Here is a 19,026-nt window from a genome sequence, read left to right as displayed (position 1 = left end):
GGGCGCGAAGGAACTCTCATTCTCCGGAGCTGAGCACCCCGACAGGCAATCCGCAAGGAAGATCAGCCTGCCAAATATGTGTCCGCCCAGTTCGAAACCGCCCAGCGCGGGTTGTTGGCGATGTTGCCGACCTTGTCACTGGCGACGCTGATAAAACTCCATTCGGCGACGTTGATCAGCGGCAGGTCGGCCGCGACCTGCTTCTGGAACTCCTTGTAGAGGTCGGTGCGCGCCGTGGTGTCGAGCGTTTCGGAGGCCTTGGTGATCAGCGCGTCGAGCGCATCGTTCTTGTAGCCGCCTTGGTTGGAGAACGGCACGCCATCGGGAATGCCGCTCTGCACCAGGATGGTGGTCGAGATGGCCGGATCGCCCCGGAAGACCGGCGGGCCGACCGCGAGGTCGAAGGCGTGGTCGGTGTAGACCGCCTTGATGTGCGCCGCCGAGTCGTTGTTGACCAGTTGCGCGTCGATGCCTATTGCCGCGAGCGCCTGGCGCAAATAATCGCCGAACTGTTTTGTCTCGTTGAAATAGGGGGCCGGCAAGAGCTTGAGCGAGAAGCGGTTGCCGTCAGCGCCTTTCTTGTAACCGGCTTCATCGAGCAGCGCGTTGGCCTTGGCGACGTCGAAGGCATAAGTCGGCACGTCGGCGGTGTAGAATTGCGGATCGTTCTTCGGCACCGGGCCGGTGGCGGTGGCAGCATAGCCGAGGAACACCGTCTTGACGACGAAATCCTTGTCGATGGCATGCGCGATGGCCTGGCGCACCTTGACGTCGGCCAGTTCCTTGCGGCGATGGTTGATTTCGACCACGAGTTGGTAGGTCAGGCCCTCATAACCCTTGGTGATGACCTTCAGGCCAGGAACCTTGGAGATGCGGTCGAGGTCGGCCAGTGGCACGGCGGAGAAAGCCGCGAGCTGGATTTCCTCGGCTTCGAGCGCGGCAGCGGCCGAGGTACGGTCGGGCAGGACCTGATAAATGATTTCGTCGAGATATGGCTCGTCCTTGCCCCAGTAATCGGTGTTCTTCGTCAGCCGGTAATACTGGCCGGCCTTGTACTCGCCGAACTTGAACGGCCCGGTGCCGATGGGTGCGTTGTTGGCCGGGTTGTCCTCGATCTTGCCGACTTCGTAGACGTGCTTCGGCACGACGCTCGACAGTGCCGGCAAGGCGTTTCGGATCAGCTGGAACGGCGTCGGCTTGGCGAATTTGAACACTGCGGTCAGATCGTCTGGTGTGTCGACCGCGCTGAGGTCCTTGAACACCGTGCGGCCGAGATTCTGCAGCGGCTTCCAGATCTGCAGCGCCGAGAAGGCGACGTCGGCCGAGGTGAACGGCTTGCCGTCATGCCATTTGACTCCTTCGCGCAGCTTGAACGTCGCCGACAACCCGTCGGCGGCCCCTTCCCAGCTCACCGCCAGCCGAGGTGCAAGCCCATCCTTGCCGTCGAAGGAGGCTTCGGCCAGCGTCTCGACGATCTTGCTGGAGATGAAGAAGACGCCGTTGGAGGCGACGATCGCCGGATTGAGATTGCGTGGCTCGGAATCGGCGGCAAGCACGAGCCGGCCGCCCTTCTTCGGCGTCTGTGCCCAGCTTGATGTCGGCATGGCCGTGGAGGCCAGCAGTATTGCCGAGCCGGTAAGCATGGTGCGCCTGGAAATGGTGAAACCTGACATGATCGAACTCCGTCCTCTCCGCGACCGGGCGCGACAACACCCCTCGAACGCCGGCGCGTGCATCGGCATTCTTGCGGCGGGATTATGAGCCTTGCCGAGGGTTTCGCCAGAGATGGAATTGGCGCATCCTTGCTTGGCTTTGAAATTTTCGTCCGCTGGACCAGTTAGCACAAGTCCATTCAATTCGGCTGTCTGGTAGGACCAGATCTGCGGATATATGGACAAATGACGCTTGGTGATCGTCCGGGCGTTGCGTCATAAACATTCTGGCTAGACCACAGTGAGAAAAATGGTGCAGATTTGATCGCGAGCCGGCGGATCGAGTGCGAAACAGCACCGATCCCGGGCAATTCAGGGAGAGAGTGATGAACATTGCGCCGGGCAAGAGTGCCGTCAGCAATATCCCGTTCGACCAGACGAGGGTCGACCGGCTTATGGAGGAGGCCGGCATCGACGTGCTGCTTGCGACCTCCAAGCACAACACGCAGTATCTGTTGGGCGGCTACAAGTTCATCTTCTTCGCCGCCATGGATGCGATCGGTCACAGCCGCTACCTGCCAATCGTCGTCTACGAGAAGGGCGGGCCGGACCATGCGGCCTATGTCGGCAACCGCATGGAGGGCGGCGAGCACCAGAACCATCCGTTCTGGACGCCGACGCTGCATGCCGCCTGCTGGGGCACGCTCGATGCCGCCAATCTCGCGGTCGAGCATGTCAGGAAGATCGGCAAGGACGGTGCCCGCTTCGGCATCGAACCCGGTTTCCTGCCATCGGACGCCTATGCGCTGATCCGCAAGGCGCTGCCGGACGCCCAGCTGATCGATGCGACCGACATGCTGGAGCGCATGCGCGCCATCAAGACTGACGCCGAGCTCGAAAAGCTGCGCACCGCCTCCGAATTGATCACGGATTCCATGCTGGCGACCATCGCCTGGGCGCACGAGGGCACGACAAAGAGCGAGATCATCGAGCAGCTCCGGCGCGAGGAGACCAATCGCGGCGCGCATTTCGAATATTGCCTGCTTACGCTGGGCTCCAGCCACAACCGCGCTTCGTCAAGCCAGGCGTGGAAGAACGGCGAGGTGCTGTCGATCGATTCCGGCGGTAATTATCACGGCTATATAGGCGACCTCTGCAGGATGGGCATTCTGGGCGAACCGGACGCGGAGCTGGAAGATCTGCTGGCCGAGGTCGAGGCCGTGCAGCAGGCGGCCTTCTCGAAGGTGAGGGCAGGTGTGCTGGGCGGCGACATGATTGCTCACGCCGAGGGTGTGCTGAAGACATCCAAGGTCGCGCCCTACACGGATTTCTTCGCCCACGGCATGGGCCTGATCACGCATGAGGCGCCGTTCCTGATGACCAACCATCCGGTGACTTATGAAGGCACTTATGCCGCCAAGCCGCTGGAGAAAAACATGGTGCTGTCGGTGGAGACCACCATGCTTCACCCGACGCGCGGCTTCATCAAGCTGGAGGATACGGTGGCGGTGACGGATGCTGGTTATGTGATGTTCGGTGATCGGGGCAGGGGCTGGAACAAGGGTGGTACGGCCTGATTGGATTGAGGTGCGCTGCCCCTCATCCGGCTGCCGCCACCTTCTCCCGTATAGGGGCTGGCAGAAGGGAGCTGTCGCAACCTCCGCGCTCGTCCTGCACCGTTGAAAATTGACGAAAGCATCGGTGTAGCGTCCTTCTCACCGTCACTTTACGGGGAGAAATGTCCGGCAGGACAATGAGGGGCGGCGCCGCCCCGAGCAGATCATCACTGTCCCGCCGGGATCAGCCTGAAATCCGGCAATTCACGCAACCCAAGCTCCGGTCCCGCCGGCGCATAAACCACGAAGAGCTGCATAGGCCCGTCACCAGTGTTGAGCGTCGAGTGGAATCGGCTTTCCGGCACATAGATGGTGCAGCCGGGGCCGACATTCTCGACCACCGGATTGCCCTTCTCGTCCTCGACCATCTGTTCGCCATGGCCCGAGATGACGAAGATGATTTCCTCGGCGCCCGGATGGTTATGGCGGGTATGGCCCTTGCCCGAGGGCAGGTCGACGACGCCGCCGGAAAAGCGGGTCGCGCCATTCACTTCGGGCGCAACGGTCAGGGACAATTTCCCCCAGTCGAAACCGAAGGCGCTGACGTCCTTCGGGTAGACAAACACCTTGCTCTTGTCGGCCATCTCTCATCATCCCTTTTTTTTCTTGGCGGTCTTCTCGCCGCCGAGCGCCTTAAAATCCGCTGTCTGCCTGGCGATCGCGGCTTCCGCGGGCAGCCGTTCCATCGAGCTCGCGCCATAAAAGCCGTGCAGGCCTTTGGCATGGGAGAGGATGTAGCGCGCATCGTCGGGCATTGAGATTGGGCCGCCATGGCAAAGCAGGATGACATCCTTGCGTACCGAGCGCGCGGCCTCGGCAATGGCGTCGATGACAACGACGCAGTCGTCGAGCGACTTGGCCGAGGTGGCGCCGATCGAGCCGCCAGTCGTCACACCCATATGGGCAACGACGATGTCGGCTCCGGCCTTGGCCATGGCGCGGGCTTCTTCGGGGGTGAAGACATAGGGCGTGGTCAAGAGATCGAGCTTGTGCGCCTCGGCGATCATGTCGACCTCGAGGCCGAAGCCCATGCCGGTCTCCTCGAAGCTCTGCCGCATGGTGCCGTCGAAGAGACCGATGGTCGGGAAATTCTGCACGCCGGAAAAGCCCATCGTCTTCAGTTCCGCCAGCAGCAGCGGCATGATGACGAAGGGATCGGTGCCGTTGACGCCGGCCAGCACGGGCGTGCGTCTGACCACCGGCAAGACCTCATAGGCCATCTCCTTGACGATCTCGTTGGCATTGCCATAGGCGAGCAGGCCCGCGGCCGAGCCACGTCCGGCCATGCGGTAGCGGCCGGAATTATAGATGATGATGAGGTCGATGCCGCCGGCTTCCTCTGCCTTGGCCGACAGGCCGGTGCCGGCACCGCCGCCGACGATCGGCACGCCCTTGTCGATCATTCCCCGGAATTTCTTCAATATGTCCTTGCGCGGTATGGCTGGCATGTCTGGGGCTCACTGTCTGGCGATATCGAGAAAGGCAGCGACCGCGGCCCTGGCGAATTCGGGATCGTTGATGTGCAGCGGCAGGCGGGTGACGCGGCGCGTCGCAGCCGGCCTGATGGTGCGCTCGATGGCGTCGAACAGGACGGCATCGGCTTCCGGATCGAAGAAGGCGCCGCCTTCGATATCGAGTGCGGAGACGCCTTTTTCCGGGATCAGGAAATGCACTGGACCTTCGCAATGGGCGAGCCTGGTACCAATCCATTCGCCGATCGCGCGGCACTCCTGTGCGGTCGTGCGCATCAGGGTGACGTTCGGGTTGTGCTCATAGAACAGCCGGCCGCGATAGCGCTCCGGAATGGTCGAAGGCGCCCAGAAGTTGACCATGTCGAGCGCGCCCACCGAACCGACATAGGGCAGGCCGGTGCGGGCGATGGCACCGAAACGATCCTGCGTCGCCGGCAGCACGCCATTGAACAGCAGGTCGCAGACCTCCGTTGTGGTGATGTCGATGACACCCGACAGCAGGCCGCTGTCGGCCAATTTCTCCATGCTGCGGCCGCCGGTGCCGGTGGCATGGAAGACCATGCAGTCGTAGATGTCGCGCAATTGATCGGCGATTGCGGTCACGCAAGGCGTGGTGACGCCGAACATGGTAAGGCCGATCGATGCTTTGCCGTCCGCTGCCGTCGCCGGATTGCCTGCCATGCCCGCTATCGCCTGGGCGGCGTTGTGCAGGACGACACGAGACAGCTGGTTGAGGCCAGCCATGTCCGTCACCGATGGCATCATGATGATGTCGGATACGTCCACATAGGGAGCGGTGTCGCCCGAAGCGAGCGTCGAGACCATGATCTTGGGCAGGCCGAGCGGCAGCGCGCGCATGCCCGCGGTGATGATCGAGGTGCCGCCACCACCGCCAATGCCGACCACACCTGATATGTCGGTGCACGACTGGACAAAACGCGTGAATGCCCCAGCCATCGCCGCAACCGATCTGCCGCGGTCGTTGATGCCGAGCACCGCACCGCGGCCATCGGGGTGACAGGCGGCGACCTCCTCAGCCGAGACGTCGACCGGCACGGTCGCGCCTCGCGTGCCGATATCGACACGGCAAACGACGGCGCCCGTGGCTGCGATCGCATCTGCGAGGAAGCCGAGTTCCTCGCCCTTGGTATCGGCCGTGCCCACCACATAGACGCGCTTCATCTGCGCCCCCCTGTGCTGGCTGGCCCAAAGGTGGTGATGCTCAGCAGATGAAAGCTTTGTGCGCCATAAAGCGTCAACATAGCCACTCCAGGATAGGGGCTGCCATTGCAATTTTTTGAGACGCGCGTATCGTATTGGTATGAGTGTCTCACGTCAACAACCCGCAACGAACGAAGACACCGGTGAGAGAGCCGAACGCGGACCCCGCGCGCGTACGAAACGGCTGATGCTGGAGACGGCGACAAGGCTGATGCAGGCGGGGGCGACGCCCTCGGTCAGCGAGGTGGCGGAGGCGGCCGAGGTTTCCCGCGCCACCGCCTATCGCTATTTCCCGAGCCAGGCAGCCTTGGTGCAGGCGGTCGTCGACGAGGGACTCGGGCCGATCCTCACCTGGAAATCCACCGCCGCCGACGCCGAGCGCCGGGTCGCAGAACTGTTCGATACGGCCATGCCGCGCATCGAGGCCTTCGAGGCGACATTCAAGGCAGCGTTGAAGCTCTCGCTCGATCAATGGGCGCGACGCCAGGCGGGTACGCTGGGCGGCGAGCCTGCCTTCACGCGCGGCCATCGCGTCGAATTGCTGAAAGAGGCGCTCGCGCCGCTCAAGGGCCGCTTGCCGCCGCGCGACTTCAAGCGGCTGGCGCAGGCGCTGTCGCTCATCTTCGGCGTGGAGGTGCTGATCGTGCTCAAGGATATATGGGGGCTGGACAGCCCCCGGACGATGTCGGTCGCGCAATGGGCGGCGAGTGCGTTGGTGCGCGCGGCGATCGCGGAGTCGGCCACCGATACGCCTGGGATGACGCTGGCGACGACATAGGAATAGCGCTAATCTGGTTCTACCAGATTAGCGCGTCGACCACTCATAATACCCGCCATGCAAAAGTCCGCACAAGGCCAAAGCATATCAACGAGTAGGAAAATACAGGGAAAACAGTTGGATAAGTCTGAAATTCGACGGCTTTGGCAGGCATCGTTGCGCAAGAAAGGGCTTGACGGGCATTCATAATTGGTAATACCAGATTTGGAAAGAAAAGCGGATCGAAAGTGAGGGCTGCGACCCATTTCCGGACAGAGCGAGGAGGCTCCGAATTTCGGAAAGCGCGACCACCGGAGGAACTACCAGGGCCAGCTCCGTCGCCGGCTCGCAAGACAAGGTAGAATGCGCACAAGGGAGGAAATCATTATGCGCAAGTTAGTGACCAGCGTGCTTGCTGGTATCGGCTTAACGCTTGCCTGCGGAACATCCGTCTACGCGCAGGAAAAGTCGCTCACCATCTTCTGGGCGGAGTGGGATCCGGCCAATTACCTGCAGGAACTCGGCAACGAGTACGAGAAGGAAACCGGCGTCAAGATCACGGTGGAGACTACGCCCTGGTCCGACTTCCAGACCAAGGCCTTCACCGAGTTCAACGCCCATGGCGACGCCTATGACCTAGTCGTTGGCGACTCGCAGTGGCTCGGCGCCGGTTCCACCGGCGGCCACTATGTCGACCTGACCGACTTTTTCAAGAAGCATGATCTTGGCAACGTCATGGCACCGGCGACGGTGAAATACTATGCCGAGTATCCCGGCAACAGCGGCAAATACTGGGCGATCCCGCTCGAGGGCGATGCCGTCGGCTGGTCCTATCGCAAGGACTGGTTCGAGGATCCGAAGGAGAAGGAAGCCTTCAAGGCCAAGTACGGCTACGACCTCGACGTGCCGAAGGACTTCAAGGCGCTGCGCGACATCGCCGAGTTCTTCCACCGGCCGGATCAGAAGAGATACGGCATCGCCATCTACACCGACAATTCCTACGACGCGATGGCGATGGGCTTCGAGAACGCGCTGTTCTCCTATGGCGGTGAGTTGGGCGACTACACGACCTACAAGGTCGATGGTCACATCAACTCCGACAAGGCGGTGGCCGCGCTCGATGCCTATAAGGAACTCTACAAGTTCACGCCTCCGGGTTGGGCCAAATCGTTCTTCGTCGAGGACAACCAGGCAATCACGGAAAACCTGGCCGCGATGAGCATGAACTTCTTCGCGTTCTTCCCGTCGCTGATCAACGAAGCGTCGAACCCGAATGCCAAGAACACCGGCTTCTTCGCCAACCCTCCCGGTCCCAATGGCGACCAGTTCGCCGCGCTCGGCGGGCAAGGTATCTCCGTCATCTCGTACTCGCAGAAGCAGGAAGAGGCGATGAAGTTCCTCGAATGGTTCATCAAGGACGAGACCCAGAAGAAGTGGGCGGCCCTTGGCGGCTATACCTGCAGCCAGGCAGTGCTCAAGTCGCCTGAGTTCCAGAACGCCACGCCCTACAACAAGGCCTTCTACGAGACCATGTTCAAGGTGAAGGACTTCTGGGCGGTGCCGGAATATGCCGAACTGCTGCAGCAACTGAACCAGCGCGTCTATCCCTACATAATCGGCGGCAGTGGCACCGCCAAGGAAACGCTGGACGCCTTGGCTGGAGACTGGAACGCGACCTTCAAGAAATACGGCCGCGGCCAATAATTATTCATGTCCCGCGGAGGGGGCGGTGTCGCCTCCTCCGTTTCTTTTTCTTGAACCGGGAGCAGGGTCTTGGCGACCACGATGATCACCACCCTCGACAGATCCTCGCGTGCCGCGGCGCGCGGCCTGAGCGATATTTCCATCCGCAATCTCTTCATCATCCCGACGGTTCTGTTCCTGATCGTCTTCAACATTTTCCCGCTGATCTACTCGCTCGGCTATTCCTTCACCGACTTCCGCGCGTCGACCAACGCGCCGGCGAATTTCGTCGGGCTGCAGAACTATCGCGACCTGCTCAACGACCCCTATGTCTGGTCGAACTTCGCCATCACGGCGAAATACGTGATTGTCTCGGTCGTCGGACAGTTGCTCGTCGGCTTCGGCGTGGCGATGCTGCTCAACCGGGATATTCCGCTCAAGGGTCTTATCACCACACTGCTGCTGCTGCCGATGATGCTGTCGATGGCGGTCGTCGGGCTGTTCTGGAAATTGCTTTACGACCCGTCATGGGGGGTCATCAACTATGCGCTCGGGCTCGGCAATTTCGAGTGGCTGGCCGACCCCAAGATGGCGCTTTACGCCGTCGCGCTGACCGACATCTGGATGTGGTCACCCTTCGTCATGCTGCTGTCGTTGGCCGGCCTGTCGGCGGTGCCGAAGCATCTCTACGAAGCCGCCGCGATCGACCGCGCCGGGCCGTTCTACACCTTCTTCCGTATCACGCTGCCGCTGGTCGCGCCGATCCTGATGATCGCGGTCATTTTCCGCACCATGGAAGCGTTCAAGACCTTCGACCTTGCCTACATCCTGACCAGCCAGCCGACGGCCGAGCTGATCTCGATCCGGCTCTACAAGATGGCGTTCCAGGAATGGCAGACCGGGCGCTCCTGCGCGATGGCCTACATCGTGCTGATCATGGTGCTGGCGATCACCAACATCTATGTCAAATACCTCAACAAGGTGAAGGAGCGCTGAGATGGCCGCCGTCCGCACTTCTTCCGAAATCACCTTCAACCGCGTCGCCATCGTCGCCGTGCTGCTGGTGACGATAATATTCCTGGCGCCGATCTACTGGATCGCATCAACGGCGTTCAAGCCGCGCAATCTTGCCACGACCATTCCGCCGACCGTGGTCTTTCAGCCGGAGATATCGCCCTTTGTGAAGCTGTTCACCAAGCGATCTCAATTGCGCAGTCCGCCGTCGCCGGAAGAGTACGCGGCGGCCCCATGGTGGGAGCGCGTCGTCTTCGACGGTGGCGAAAAGATCGTGCGCGACGGCAAGGGCCAGGTGCAGTGGTCCGGCTATCCGAGCCGCTTTCTGAACTCGCTGATCATCGCCATCACATCGACGGTGCTGGCGGTCGGCATGGGCACGTTCACCGCCTATGGGTTCTCGCGCTTCAAGGTGAAGGGAGAGGCGGACCTGCTCTTCTTCATCCTGTCGACACGCATGTTGCCACCCGTGGTGGTGGCGATCCCGATGTTCCTGATGTACCGCGCGGTCGGCCTCAACGATACCCACATCGGGCTGATCATCCTCTACACCGCCTTCAACCTGTCCTTCTCGGTGTGGCTGATGAAGGGTTTCATGGATGAAATCCCGAAGGAATATGAGGAGGCGGCACTGGTCGATGGTTACACCCGCATGGAAGCCTTCTTCAAGATCGTGCTGCCGGAGGCCGCCACCGGCATCGCCGCCACCGCCGTCTTCTGCTTCATCACGGCGTGGAACGAATATGCCTTCGCCCTGATCATGACCAACCGCCGCGCCCAGACCGCACCGCCGTTCATTCCCAGCCAGGTCGGCTCCGGCCTGCCGGACTGGACGGTGATCGCCGCCGGAACCTTCCTGTTCCTGCTGCCGGTCGCCATCTTCACCTTCCTGCTCCGCAATCATCTCTTGCGCGGCATGTCCTTCGGAGCAATCCGCAAATGAGCTTTCGCGCCATCAATCAGAAATATCTGGAACCGGGTTCGCAAATACTCATGGTGCTCGGCATCGTGGCCCTCTGCCAGCCCTGGAACATGCTGCTGCACGCCTATGGCCTGACCATCATCCTGATCGGGCTGATCGGCTTCAACATCACCTCGAAGATCGCACCCGAGGAACAGGCCGGCACCGGCCATGGCGCGGATGCGCGAAATCCGGGAGCACAGCATTGACCCAGATCGAGCTTCGCGGCGTCCAGAAATTCTTCGGTGCCGTCCAGGTCATCAAGGACCTCAACCTCAAGATCGCGGACAATGAGTTCATCGTGCTGCTCGGCCAGTCCGGCTGCGGCAAGACGACGACGTTGCGCGCCATCGCCGGGCTGGAAACCATCGATGAGGGGGATATCCTCATCGATGGCAAACCGGTCCAGCATTTGAAGGCGGCCGACCGCGATATCGCCATGGTGTTCCAGTCGTTTTCGCTCTACCCGCATATGAGCGTCTACGAGAACATCGCCTTTCCACTCCGCGCCACGCGCAAGAGCAAAAGCGAAATCGACCAGGAAGTACGTTCGGTCGCCAAAACGCTGCAAATCTTGGACCTGTTGGCCAAGAAACCGTCGGCGCTCTCAGGCGGCGACATGCAGCGCGTCGCCATCGGCCGGGCGCTGGTGCGGCGGCCGAAGGCGATGCTGATGGATGAGCCGATCGGTGCGCTTGACGCCAAGCTGCGCGAGGAGATGCGGGCCGAGATCAAGCGGCTGCACATCAAGCAGGGCTCGACCACCATCTATGTCACGCACGATCAGATCGAGGCGATGAGCCTGGCGGACCGCATCGTCATCATGCATGAGGGGGTGCTGCAGCAGGTGGGAACGCCCGACGAGGTCTATTCGCGTCCGGCCAACCTGTTCGTGGCCCAGTTCGTCGGCAGCCCGGTGATGAACGTCGCCGACGCGGCGGTCGCCGAGACGGCGTCTTCCGTTTCGGTCTCGGTCGGTGGAGCGGCTTCCGGCTTCGAGTTTCCCCGCACATTGCTGTCGAAGCTCAATGGCCATGCCAGTGGCAGCCTGGCGCTCGGCATTCGGCCCGAAGGGGTGCTCATTCGCCGTGACGCGGCCGATGGCTTCATGGCCGTCGAGACGCAGATCGTCGAACCGCTCGGCTCCTTCGACATCGTCGACCTCAAGGTCGGCTCCAAGATGCTGCGTGCCCGCACCAAGAGTGGCTACATTTCAGGTCCCGGCGAAAAGGTCTTTGCCAGGATCGATCCGACGCAGGCGCATTTCTTCGACAAGTCAAGCGGCAAGTCGCTTGAGGTGAGGCTCTGATGGCCCATATCCAGCTCAAGAACATCTCCAAGACTTTCGGCAACCACACGGCCTTGACCGGGCTCGACCTCGACATCGCCGATGGCGAATTCTTTGTCTTGCTCGGCGAAACGGGCGCCGGCAAGACGACGACGCTGCGTCTGATCGCCGGCCTGGAGAAGCCGAGCGAGGGGCAGGTCTTCATCGATGGGGTCGACGTTGCCGACTGGGGCGCGGCCGAGCGCGACGTGGCGCTGGTGCTGCAGCAATACTCGCTTTATCCGCGTTACACGGTGCGCGAGAATCTCGAATTTCCGCTGAAGCCGAAGATCCGCCGTCTGCCGGACGCCGAGATCAAGGACCGCGTCGACCGCGCCGCCCGCACGCTGCGGATCGAGCACCTGCTCGACCGCAAGACCGACCGGCTATCCGGCGGCGAGATGCAGCGCGTCTCCATCGGCCGCGCCATCGTGCGCAAGCCGCGCGTGTTCCTGATGGACGAGCCGCTGTCGGCGCTCGACGCCAAATTGCGCGAGGCGCTGCGCACCGAGTTGAAGAACCTGCAGATACAGCTCGGCGCCACCTTCCTGTTCGTCACCCACGACCAGATCGAGGCGATGTCGATGGGCGACAAAGTCGGCGTGCTCAACCACGGCCGCATCATCCAGACCGGCACGCCGCACGAGATCTACAACAATCCGCGCGACACCTATGTAGCGAGCTTCGTCGGCTCGCCGCCGATGAACCTGATCGACGGCAGGTTGGTGAACGGCCGGGCGGTGATGGCGCCGTTGAATTTCGAACTGCCTTTTGCGGGGGCGGCTAAAATCTTTGCGGGGGCTGGGGCGAGTGGGGCGACCGACGGTCGCCCGCTCGTCTTCGGCATCCGTCCGGAGGATGTCTATCTGGAAAGCGGCGCACCGGTCGAGGCGCGTGTCCACGACGTCGAGAACCATGGCGTGGAAAAGATCCTGACGCTGCGGGTCGGCGATACGACACTGCGCGCCACGGTGCCGGCCAGGACCGACGTCGCGATCGAGCAACCGGTGCGCTTTGCATGGAACCCCGACAAGGTGGTGCTGTTCGACAAGGGCAGTGGGGTCAGCCTGCGGCACGCGTCATAAGCGCGGCTATTTTGGCAGATAGGTTTCGTATGGCGTGTCGTTGATCAACAGGATCACGCATTCCGTCTCCGACAGGCAGGCGTCGTCATGCATCTCGTTGGCCTTTTGCGTCCAGTAGGAACCAGGTGGCAGTTCGACCTTGGTCGCCTCACCGCCTTCCATCTGCCAGTGCGCCCATAGACCCTGGATGACTACGGCGCGATAGTCGGCGGTGTGCGCGTGAACAGGAGCGCGCCAGTTGCCCGGGACTTTCAGCAAGGTGCCGGCAGGCCCCTTGGCCCTTTCGCCCCACAGTGGTCCCAGGCGCTGCGGCTGGTCCGGCGCCTCGGCGACGTAAGGGATCTTGCCTGCCGGCAGATAGCTATCCTCGAGGGCAAAGGCGCGTCCGGGAATGACCGACAGGACACCAAGCGCCAGCAGTGCGAAATGATTGGCCATGGGATTTCCTCCACGGACCAGATTATCCGCCGGAAGCCGGCCGGCAATGACGCTGCGTCCAAAAGACCTGGCAATTCCTCCAGCCGGGAAGGATTGGAGCGATTTCGTTGCCTGACGTCAGGACGGGTCGTCGCCGGCACCAATGTGGCGCAGATGGCTCGGCGCCACGCCCATCACCCGCTTGAAGGCGCGGCTGAAGGATGCTTCCGAATCATAACCCAGTTTCGCCGCCGCCACCGATACCCTCATGCCATCGCGGGCCAACCATTGCCTGGCTTGGTGCATGCGCACGCGCAGCACATATTTGGCCGGCGTCTCTCCGACCACTGTGGCGAAGCGCTGGGCAAAGGCGGAGCGCGAGGCTCCCATCATCCGCGCCAGCGCCTCGACGCTCCAATCGCGATCCGGCTGCAGGTGGATGGCTGCCAGCACTTTGCCGACGTCGGGATTGCGGACGGCGGCGATCCAGCCGGTGGCATCGCCACAGCCGTTCTCCACCCAGGAGCGGATGATCGTGGCGGCGAGCACATCGGCAAGGCGGGCAAGGATTCCGCCGGAGCCGACCCGGTCCATCGTCACCTCGCCGGCCATCGCGTCGAGCAGATGCTGAATACCCGGCGCGTTCGCCATCAACTTATGCGCCTGCATCAGGTTTGGCATCATGTCGAGCAGCGGGTGCGAGCCGTCGAGATTGAAATGCATGCTGCCGCAAAACAGCAACGTCTTGGGCCCACCGCACTCGTTGGAGACGTCGTAGATGTTCTCGCACACCGGTTCGATCGTGTAGCGGCCGATCGGCACCGGGGGCACGCCGGGCGCGCTGGCCAGGACATGCGCGTCGCCGCGCGGGATCAGAAGCGCGTCGCCTACGGAGAGTTCGATCCACTCCCTGGCCGGCGAGAACAGCCAGCAACCCTGCTGGCCGATGAAATGAAACCGCGCCGCCTTCTGTGCGGGGAAGGAAACGGCCCAGGGCTCGCCCAACACGCAGCGGCCATAGTCGACGCCGTCGAGCCGTAATCCGCGCAGCATGTCGGTCAGCGGATCACCAGAAGTCGGCAGCGTCATTTTGGACGAATTGTAATTCATCCTGGTGTTTCTAGCATGGAAACTCCAACCCGTCACTCCCACGTTGCGCTGCAGCCAAATGCTGCGCTGCAAACAAACGGAAGACCGGCCGCATAGCCAAGCCATGGCGGCAAGGCGTGTAACGGTAGCCCGAGCCGGTTCGTTTCTATGTGGCGCTGCAAACATCGGAGACTGACCATGGCCGACCCCGCGACAGGCGCCATTGACGCCGCACTTCTGAACCCCGCAGAATCCGATGAACGAACCGAGCCCGCATGGGGCGCCGTGGTCTCGCTCGCCCTTGGCGTTTTCGGTCTGGTCACCGCCGAATTCCTGCCCGCCAGCCTTTTGACGCCGATGGCGCGCGATCTGGGCGTAAGCGAAGGCGTGGCAGGGCAGGCGGTGACGGCAACCGCCATCGTCGGCGCCATCGCCGCCCCCACCATGGCCATCATCACAAGGCGCATGGACCGCAGGCTGGTGATGTGGATGTTGACGATGTTCCTCATCCTGTCCAATCTTCTCGCCACCTTTGCCTCGTCGCTATCCATGCTTCTGCTTGCCCGTGTCGTGCTCGGCGTGGCCCTTGGCGGCTTCTGGGCAATGTCGGCGGCCATGGCGTTGCGGCTGGCGCCGATGCGGCTGATGCCGCGCGCCATGTCGATCATCCTGACCGGCGTGTCGCTTGCCACCGTTACCGCCGCTCCGGTCGGCGCCTATGTCGGCGACGTCTGGGGCTGGCGCACGGCCTTCATGATTGCGACGATCGTCGGGGCGCTGGCGCTGCTGGTGCAATTGGCCACCATTCCGAAGCTGCCGCCGATGGGGGTCGCGAGCTTCCGCACCTTGCTCGGGGTGCTGGAGCGGCCGTCGATCAGGGTTGCCCTGCTGGTGGTGCTGCTTGTCGCGTCCGGGCACTTTGCCGGCTTCACCTATGTCCGTCCCTTCCTTGAGAAGGTGCCGGTGCTCAACATCGAGACGATCTCCCTGGTGCTGCTGGCCTACGGCATGGGCGGTTTCTTCGGCAACATCGCCGGCGGCATCCTGGCCGAGCGCAACCTCAAGGCCGCGGTGGCCCTAGCGCCCCTGCTGATTGCATTGGCGGCCGCCTCGATGCTGATCCTTGGCACTTCGCCCATGGTCGCCGCCGCCGCCGTCGCGGGCTGGGGCTTTGCCTTCGGCGCGGTGCCGGTCGGGTTGCAGAGCTGGCTGGTGCGGGCAGCGCCGGACCAGGCTGAAAGCGCCGGCGGCCTGATGGTAGCGACCTTCCAGGTGGCGATTGCGATGGGCGCCGTCTTTGGCGGTCTGCTGGTCGACCATGCCGGCGTTGCCAGCGCCTTTGCCTATTGCGGCGCGGCGACGTTGCTGGCTGCCATCGTGGTATTCCTGCGCGGTCCGAAGCAGGCCGAATAGTCTCTCCCAACGGTCGTCCCTGGCAACGGCCCGAGAACCCTTACGGCTTTCGGGCCGCCGTTATTTTGAGGCAGCGGTGAACGAATAGCGGGCGATGGGGGATACTGGGAAGCTTAGACTGCCCGCCCGTCGAAGTCGAAGATCGGCAAGGCGGACGGGTCGAGACCGATGACGCAATTGATGTTGACGTAAGCGCTGCGTTCGCCGCCTTCGCTGGTGTCCTCGGCAAAAGGATGGATGCCGCAGGTTCGGCAGAAGCGGTGCGCTATTCTCGCCTCGCCGAATGTGTAGCGGCCAAGGTCATCGCCCCAGGCGACGAGGGTAAGCCTGTCACGTGGCACGGCCCATAGCAGCGCACCCTTGCGGGCGCAGATCGAGCAATTGCAGCGCACGACGCCCTCAAGCTCGCCCTCCACCTCGAAAGCAACCTTGCCGCAATGGCAGCTGCCTTTGTACAGCATCAGTATCTTCCTATCGCTGGCAGGTGCAAAGGCACGCTGGCCGGGTTATCCCTTCGGCAGGCTTAGCGGCTGGTTGCCCTAAGGACGTTTCTATCCTGGCGGAGTCCGACACCGACATGCAATCAATCCGCGACCGTCTCGAAAACATCCTGTCACGTCTTGCCTATCGCGCGGCCGACGAGAAGGCCTTCACGAAGCTCTATGCCGAAGCGGCGCGCGCTGCCGCTGATGCCAGCGACGCCCGCAAAAGAGTGGGCGTGACGCTCGGGCCGCTCGACGGCACCATTGTCTCGATCAAGGATTTGTTCGATGTCGTCGGCGAGCCGACCACGGCCGGTTCGCTGATGCGCAGGACCGCCGCGCCCGCTATGCGCGATGCCACCATCGTCGGCAGGCTGCGCCAGGCCGGCGCCGTCATTATCGGCAAGACCAACATGACCGAATTCGCCTTCACCGCGATCGGCGACAACATGCATTATGGCACGCCAGGCAATGCCGTTCATGCCAGCCGCATTCCAGGTGGTTCGTCCTCGGGCGCCGGGGTGTCTGTGGGCGAGGAGACGAGCGAAATCTCGATCGGATCCGACACCGGTGGTTCGATCCGTATTCCGGCGGCGCTCAATGGTGTCGTCGGTTTCAAGCCGACAGCGCGGCGCGTGCCGCTCTCCGGCGCCTTTCCGCTTTCGGGAACGTTGGACTCGGTCGGACCGCTCGCCCGAACCGTCCCGCAATGCGCCGCCGCCGACGCGGTGATGGCCGGCGAGGAGCCGAACGAGTTGGTGGCCATTCCACTCGCCGGGCTTCGCATCGGCATTCCGCGCGGCGTTCTCTTCGGCGACACGGAAGGCGAAATTGCCGCGGCCTTCGAGCATTGTCTTGGCAGGATCGAACAGGCTGGCGCACGCATTGCGGATCTGCCGATCGACGACATGATCGCGGATCTGCGCGCGGCCACCAAGCGCGGATCGATCGCGGCGATGGAGGGCGCGGAAGTGCATGCCGACTGGCTGGCGACAGGCGCACCGGTGCCGGTGGATCCGCATGTCAGCAGGCCGCTGGCGCGCGCCGCACTGCTGCCGACGCCGGTTTATATCAGGGCGCTCCGCCGCCGTGCCGCGCTTACCGCCGCGATGGATGAGCGGCTGGCGTCGATCGATGTGCTGGCCCTACCAACCGTGCCGGTGACGGCGCCGACCATCGCTTCCCTGGCGGAGGATGCCGAACTGCGTGATCGTATCGAAGGACTGGTTTTGCGCAACACGCAGGTCGCCAACCAATTCGACCTCTGCGCAATCTCGTTGCCGATGCCAGGCATGAAGCTGCCTGCCGGACTGATGCTCGTGGCGCGCAATGGCCATGACAGTCGTCTGCTGAGTATCGCCGCGTCAGTGGAGGGGCTGCTGGGTGGTTGATCGGCAGTGAGCCGCAGTGGCGGATCAGCGCGATGAACAGTGCTTGCGTTCGCCGTCCTTGGCGGTGCGCACGATGCGGGTCGCGACCAGCCAGGGCAAGCTGTAATCCTTGCCGGTGATGGTCTGCGTGCGCTGCTCGATCGCGCCCCTGACCACGATCTTTCCGCTATAAAGCACGTCGGACTGATCGGTTATCGCTTTGTCGGCCTGCGGCAATCCGCTGGTGTCGATCGACACACCCTTGATGATCGTGCCGGTGACGAGATCGAGCGCGCTGCTCGATGGACAGGGCGCCTTCAAGCAGCGCATCCCGTTGTCGCAATAGACATAGCTGCTCTCGGCCGCAGCGAGTGCCGGCAAGGTGCAGATGGAGGAAGTTGCGGCAATCAGAGATGCAAGGCGAAGACCGGGCATGGCCTCAACGTCGCGGAGAATTGGGGCGAAACCGCGATGCTATATCTGCGCCGGAAACCGTCGCCGGTAATGATCGACCACTTCCGGATTGCGCAGATTGACCGGCAGCTTGCCGGCCAGCACCAGCAAGACTTCGCTGGCCGCGCCGACGCCCATGCGCATCATCGATTCCTCGGTGATCCCCGCCATATGCGGGGTGATGACGACATTGTCGAAGCCGAAATAGGGATGATTTGGCGGCAGCGGCTGCGTCGTGAAAACGTCGAGCGCGGCGCCGCCGATGCGGCGCTCCCGCAAGGCCTCGATCAACGCGTCATCATCGACGACCGGCCCGCGCGACACGTTGATCAGCAGTGCGTTGGGCTTCATGCGGGCGATGCGTTCGCGGCTGATCAGGCCGCGGGTCTCCGGCGTCAGCGGGCAGCAGAGCACGATGATGTCGCTCTGCTCGACCAGCGCGTCGATCGACAGGAAGCCGACCTTTTCCGGCGCCGGCTGCATGCTGCGCGTCGTTGCCACCACTTTCAGGTCGAAGCCGTGCGCGGCGATATGGCCGACGGCCTGCCCGACGGCGCCGAGACCGACAATGCCGAGAGTCTTGCCGGCGAGTTCGATGTTGGAATTGGCATGCTCGCGGCCGGCAAGCCAGCCCTTGGCACGCAGGTCGCGGTCGACCCTGCGGAACTGCCGCAGCAGTGCAAGCGCGGTAAACATGACATGTTCGGCGACCGAGCGGGCATTGACCGCCGGCACGTTGGCCACGAGCACGCCGGCTGCCGCGGCCGCTTCCATCGGGATCATGTCGAGCCCGGCGCCATGGCGGATCGCGGCCCTCAGCTTCCAGGCTCCCTCGAACAATGCCGGCGGCAGTGGCGCCCGCACAATGACGATGTCGGCGTCCTTGGCCTCCCTGGTCAAGGTGGCGGCGTCGAGCGCGGAGGCAATGACGAGCTGACCGGCGCCGGCGAGCCTGGCCGTGGCGCGCGGATGCAGCGGATGGGTCGACAGGATCTTGGGCATGGCCTGGGTCAC

19 protein-coding genes are annotated in these 19,026 nt (G+C 62.8%); 10 read left to right on the top strand and 9 right to left on the bottom strand.

Annotation, left to right across the window (positions count from 1 at the left end):
• Nucleotides 1–62: 62 nt before the first annotated feature.
• Nucleotides 63–1,673 (bottom strand): ABC transporter substrate-binding protein, encoded by a 1,611-nt coding sequence (locus FJ941_RS03575; protein WP_140503121.1) that lies wholly within the window; start codon nucleotides 1,671–1,673, stop codon nucleotides 63–65.
• Nucleotides 1,674–2,038: 365 nt separating this feature from the next.
• Here FJ941_RS03575 and FJ941_RS03570 point away from each other — a divergent pair, with 365 nt between their 5' ends.
• Nucleotides 2,039–3,229, top strand: coding sequence for a Xaa-Pro peptidase family protein (locus tag FJ941_RS03570; protein WP_140503119.1), 1,191 nt, complete (start codon nucleotides 2,039–2,041; stop codon nucleotides 3,227–3,229).
• A 206-nt stretch (nucleotides 3,230–3,435) separates the two neighbouring features.
• Here FJ941_RS03570 and FJ941_RS03565 read toward each other — a convergent pair whose 3' ends face one another.
• Genes FJ941_RS03565 through FJ941_RS03555 form a run of 3 tightly spaced genes read right to left on the bottom strand, consistent with a single transcriptional unit; the run spans nucleotide 3,436 to nucleotide 5,922 of the window.
• Nucleotides 3,436–3,852: a cupin domain-containing protein gene (locus FJ941_RS03565; RefSeq protein WP_140503117.1), complete on the bottom strand. Its 417-nt coding sequence runs from the start codon at nucleotides 3,850–3,852 to the stop codon at nucleotides 3,436–3,438.
• Between the two features lie 6 nt (nucleotides 3,853–3,858).
• Entirely contained in the window at nucleotides 3,859–4,716 is an 858-nt protein-coding gene (locus FJ941_RS03560) for a phosphoenolpyruvate hydrolase family protein (protein ID WP_140503115.1), read from the bottom strand.
• A gap of 9 nt (nucleotides 4,717–4,725) precedes the next feature.
• Nucleotides 4,726–5,922 (bottom strand): Tm-1-like ATP-binding domain-containing protein, encoded by a 1,197-nt coding sequence (locus FJ941_RS03555; protein ID WP_140503113.1) that lies wholly within the window; start codon nucleotides 5,920–5,922, stop codon nucleotides 4,726–4,728.
• 139 nt (nucleotides 5,923–6,061) lie between these two features.
• Here FJ941_RS03555 and FJ941_RS03550 point away from each other — a divergent pair, with 139 nt between their 5' ends.
• From FJ941_RS03550 to FJ941_RS03520, 7 genes are all read left to right on the top strand, one after another.
• Complete coding sequence (locus FJ941_RS03550; RefSeq protein ID WP_140503111.1) at nucleotides 6,062–6,739, top strand: TetR/AcrR family transcriptional regulator; 678 nt, start codon at nucleotides 6,062–6,064, stop codon at nucleotides 6,737–6,739.
• 366 nt (nucleotides 6,740–7,105) lie between these two features.
• On the top strand, nucleotides 7,106–8,422 hold the full coding sequence (locus FJ941_RS03545; RefSeq protein WP_027144635.1) for an ABC transporter substrate-binding protein: 1,317 nt from the start codon (nucleotides 7,106–7,108) through the stop codon (nucleotides 8,420–8,422).
• 69 nt (nucleotides 8,423–8,491) lie between these two features.
• The gene (locus tag FJ941_RS03540; protein ID WP_015315632.1) at nucleotides 8,492–9,397 is read left to right on the top strand and encodes a sugar ABC transporter permease; all 906 of its coding nucleotides are present in this window, start codon (nucleotides 8,492–8,494) and stop codon (nucleotides 9,395–9,397) included.
• A gap of 1 nt (nucleotide 9,398) precedes the next feature.
• Nucleotides 9,399–10,358, top strand: a complete 960-nt coding sequence (locus FJ941_RS03535; RefSeq protein ID WP_027144637.1) for a carbohydrate ABC transporter permease — start codon at nucleotides 9,399–9,401, stop codon at nucleotides 10,356–10,358.
• Nucleotides 10,355–10,585: a hypothetical protein gene (locus FJ941_RS03530; protein ID WP_140503109.1), complete on the top strand. Its 231-nt coding sequence runs from the start codon at nucleotides 10,355–10,357 to the stop codon at nucleotides 10,583–10,585. Before FJ941_RS03535 ends, FJ941_RS03530 begins: the two co-directional genes overlap by 4 nt.
• Entirely contained in the window at nucleotides 10,582–11,685 is a 1,104-nt protein-coding gene (locus FJ941_RS03525; RefSeq protein ID WP_140503107.1) for an ABC transporter ATP-binding protein, read from the top strand. The genes FJ941_RS03530 and FJ941_RS03525 overlap by 4 nt, the downstream gene beginning before the upstream one ends.
• Nucleotides 11,685–12,788: an ABC transporter ATP-binding protein gene (locus FJ941_RS03520; protein ID WP_140503105.1), complete on the top strand. Its 1,104-nt coding sequence runs from the start codon at nucleotides 11,685–11,687 to the stop codon at nucleotides 12,786–12,788. The genes FJ941_RS03525 and FJ941_RS03520 overlap by 1 nt, the downstream gene beginning before the upstream one ends.
• Nucleotides 12,789–12,794: 6 nt before the next feature.
• Here the strand turns inward: FJ941_RS03520 and FJ941_RS03515 are convergent, their stop codons facing one another.
• Both FJ941_RS03515 and FJ941_RS03510 read right to left on the bottom strand, forming a co-directional pair.
• Nucleotides 12,795–13,226 carry a DUF4437 domain-containing protein gene (locus FJ941_RS03515; RefSeq protein WP_140503104.1) on the bottom strand — a complete coding sequence of 144 codons (432 nt, stop codon included), beginning with the start codon at nucleotides 13,224–13,226 and terminating at the stop codon, nucleotides 12,795–12,797.
• Nucleotides 13,227–13,343: 117 nt separating this feature from the next.
• The gene (locus tag FJ941_RS03510) at nucleotides 13,344–14,315 is read right to left on the bottom strand and encodes an AraC family transcriptional regulator (RefSeq protein ID WP_140503102.1); all 972 of its coding nucleotides are present in this window, start codon (nucleotides 14,313–14,315) and stop codon (nucleotides 13,344–13,346) included.
• A 177-nt stretch (nucleotides 14,316–14,492) separates the two neighbouring features.
• Here FJ941_RS03510 and FJ941_RS03505 point away from each other — a divergent pair, with 177 nt between their 5' ends.
• Entirely contained in the window at nucleotides 14,493–15,707 is a 1,215-nt protein-coding gene (locus tag FJ941_RS03505; RefSeq protein WP_140503100.1) for an MFS transporter, read from the top strand.
• Nucleotides 15,708–15,820: 113 nt separating this feature from the next.
• On the opposite strand, the gene FJ941_RS03500 is transcribed toward FJ941_RS03505, so the two are convergent.
• Entirely contained in the window at nucleotides 15,821–16,168 is a 348-nt protein-coding gene (locus tag FJ941_RS03500) for a GFA family protein (protein WP_140503098.1), read from the bottom strand.
• A 116-nt stretch (nucleotides 16,169–16,284) separates the two neighbouring features.
• Here FJ941_RS03500 and FJ941_RS03495 point away from each other — a divergent pair, with 116 nt between their 5' ends.
• Nucleotides 16,285–17,580 carry an amidase gene (locus FJ941_RS03495; RefSeq protein ID WP_140503097.1) on the top strand — a complete coding sequence of 432 codons (1,296 nt, stop codon included), beginning with the start codon at nucleotides 16,285–16,287 and terminating at the stop codon, nucleotides 17,578–17,580.
• 24 nt (nucleotides 17,581–17,604) lie between these two features.
• On the opposite strand, the gene FJ941_RS03490 is transcribed toward FJ941_RS03495, so the two are convergent.
• A complete protein-coding gene (locus FJ941_RS03490; RefSeq protein WP_140503095.1) occupies nucleotides 17,605–17,994 on the bottom strand; it encodes a hypothetical protein in 390 nt (129 codons plus the stop codon).
• A gap of 39 nt (nucleotides 17,995–18,033) precedes the next feature.
• Entirely contained in the window at nucleotides 18,034–19,014 is a 981-nt protein-coding gene (locus FJ941_RS03485) for a hydroxyacid dehydrogenase (RefSeq protein WP_140503463.1), read from the bottom strand.
• Nucleotides 19,015–19,026: the final 12 nt, after the last annotated feature.

Source organism: Mesorhizobium sp. B2-3-13 (genome assembly GCF_006442195.1).
In the GTDB taxonomy this organism is placed as follows: Bacteria; Pseudomonadota; Alphaproteobacteria; order Rhizobiales; family Rhizobiaceae; genus Mesorhizobium; species Mesorhizobium salmacidum.
Note: the sequence above shows the minus strand (reverse complement) of the source record. Positions and strands in the feature narration are given on the sequence as shown.

Coding starts and splice junctions, on each gene's coding strand:
- FJ941_RS03575 (WP_140503121.1), bottom strand. CDS start 1,673: ATGTCAGGTTTCACCATTTCCAGGCGCACCATGCTTACCGGCTCGGCA.
- FJ941_RS03570 (WP_140503119.1), top strand. CDS start 2,039: ATGAACATTGCGCCGGGCAAGAGTGCCGTCAGCAATATCCCGTTCGAC.
- FJ941_RS03565 (WP_140503117.1), bottom strand. CDS start 3,852: ATGGCCGACAAGAGCAAGGTGTTTGTCTACCCGAAGGACGTCAGCGCC.
- FJ941_RS03560 (WP_140503115.1), bottom strand. CDS start 4,716: ATGCCAGCCATACCGCGCAAGGACATATTGAAGAAATTCCGGGGAATG.
- FJ941_RS03555 (WP_140503113.1), bottom strand. CDS start 5,922: ATGAAGCGCGTCTATGTGGTGGGCACGGCCGATACCAAGGGCGAGGAA.
- FJ941_RS03550 (WP_140503111.1), top strand. CDS start 6,062: ATGAGTGTCTCACGTCAACAACCCGCAACGAACGAAGACACCGGTGAG.
- FJ941_RS03545 (WP_027144635.1), top strand. CDS start 7,106: ATGCGCAAGTTAGTGACCAGCGTGCTTGCTGGTATCGGCTTAACGCTT.
- FJ941_RS03535 (WP_027144637.1), top strand. CDS start 9,399: ATGGCCGCCGTCCGCACTTCTTCCGAAATCACCTTCAACCGCGTCGCC.
- FJ941_RS03530 (WP_140503109.1), top strand. CDS start 10,355: ATGAGCTTTCGCGCCATCAATCAGAAATATCTGGAACCGGGTTCGCAA.
- FJ941_RS03520 (WP_140503105.1), top strand. CDS start 11,685: ATGGCCCATATCCAGCTCAAGAACATCTCCAAGACTTTCGGCAACCAC.
- FJ941_RS03515 (WP_140503104.1), bottom strand. CDS start 13,226: ATGGCCAATCATTTCGCACTGCTGGCGCTTGGTGTCCTGTCGGTCATT.
- FJ941_RS03510 (WP_140503102.1), bottom strand. CDS start 14,315: ATGAATTACAATTCGTCCAAAATGACGCTGCCGACTTCTGGTGATCCG.
- FJ941_RS03505 (WP_140503100.1), top strand. CDS start 14,493: ATGGCCGACCCCGCGACAGGCGCCATTGACGCCGCACTTCTGAACCCC.
- FJ941_RS03500 (WP_140503098.1), bottom strand. CDS start 16,168: ATGCTGTACAAAGGCAGCTGCCATTGCGGCAAGGTTGCTTTCGAGGTG.
- FJ941_RS03495 (WP_140503097.1), top strand. CDS start 16,285: ATGCAATCAATCCGCGACCGTCTCGAAAACATCCTGTCACGTCTTGCC.
- FJ941_RS03490 (WP_140503095.1), bottom strand. CDS start 17,994: ATGCCCGGTCTTCGCCTTGCATCTCTGATTGCCGCAACTTCCTCCATC.
- FJ941_RS03485 (WP_140503463.1), bottom strand. CDS start 19,014: ATGCCCAAGATCCTGTCGACCCATCCGCTGCATCCGCGCGCCACGGCC.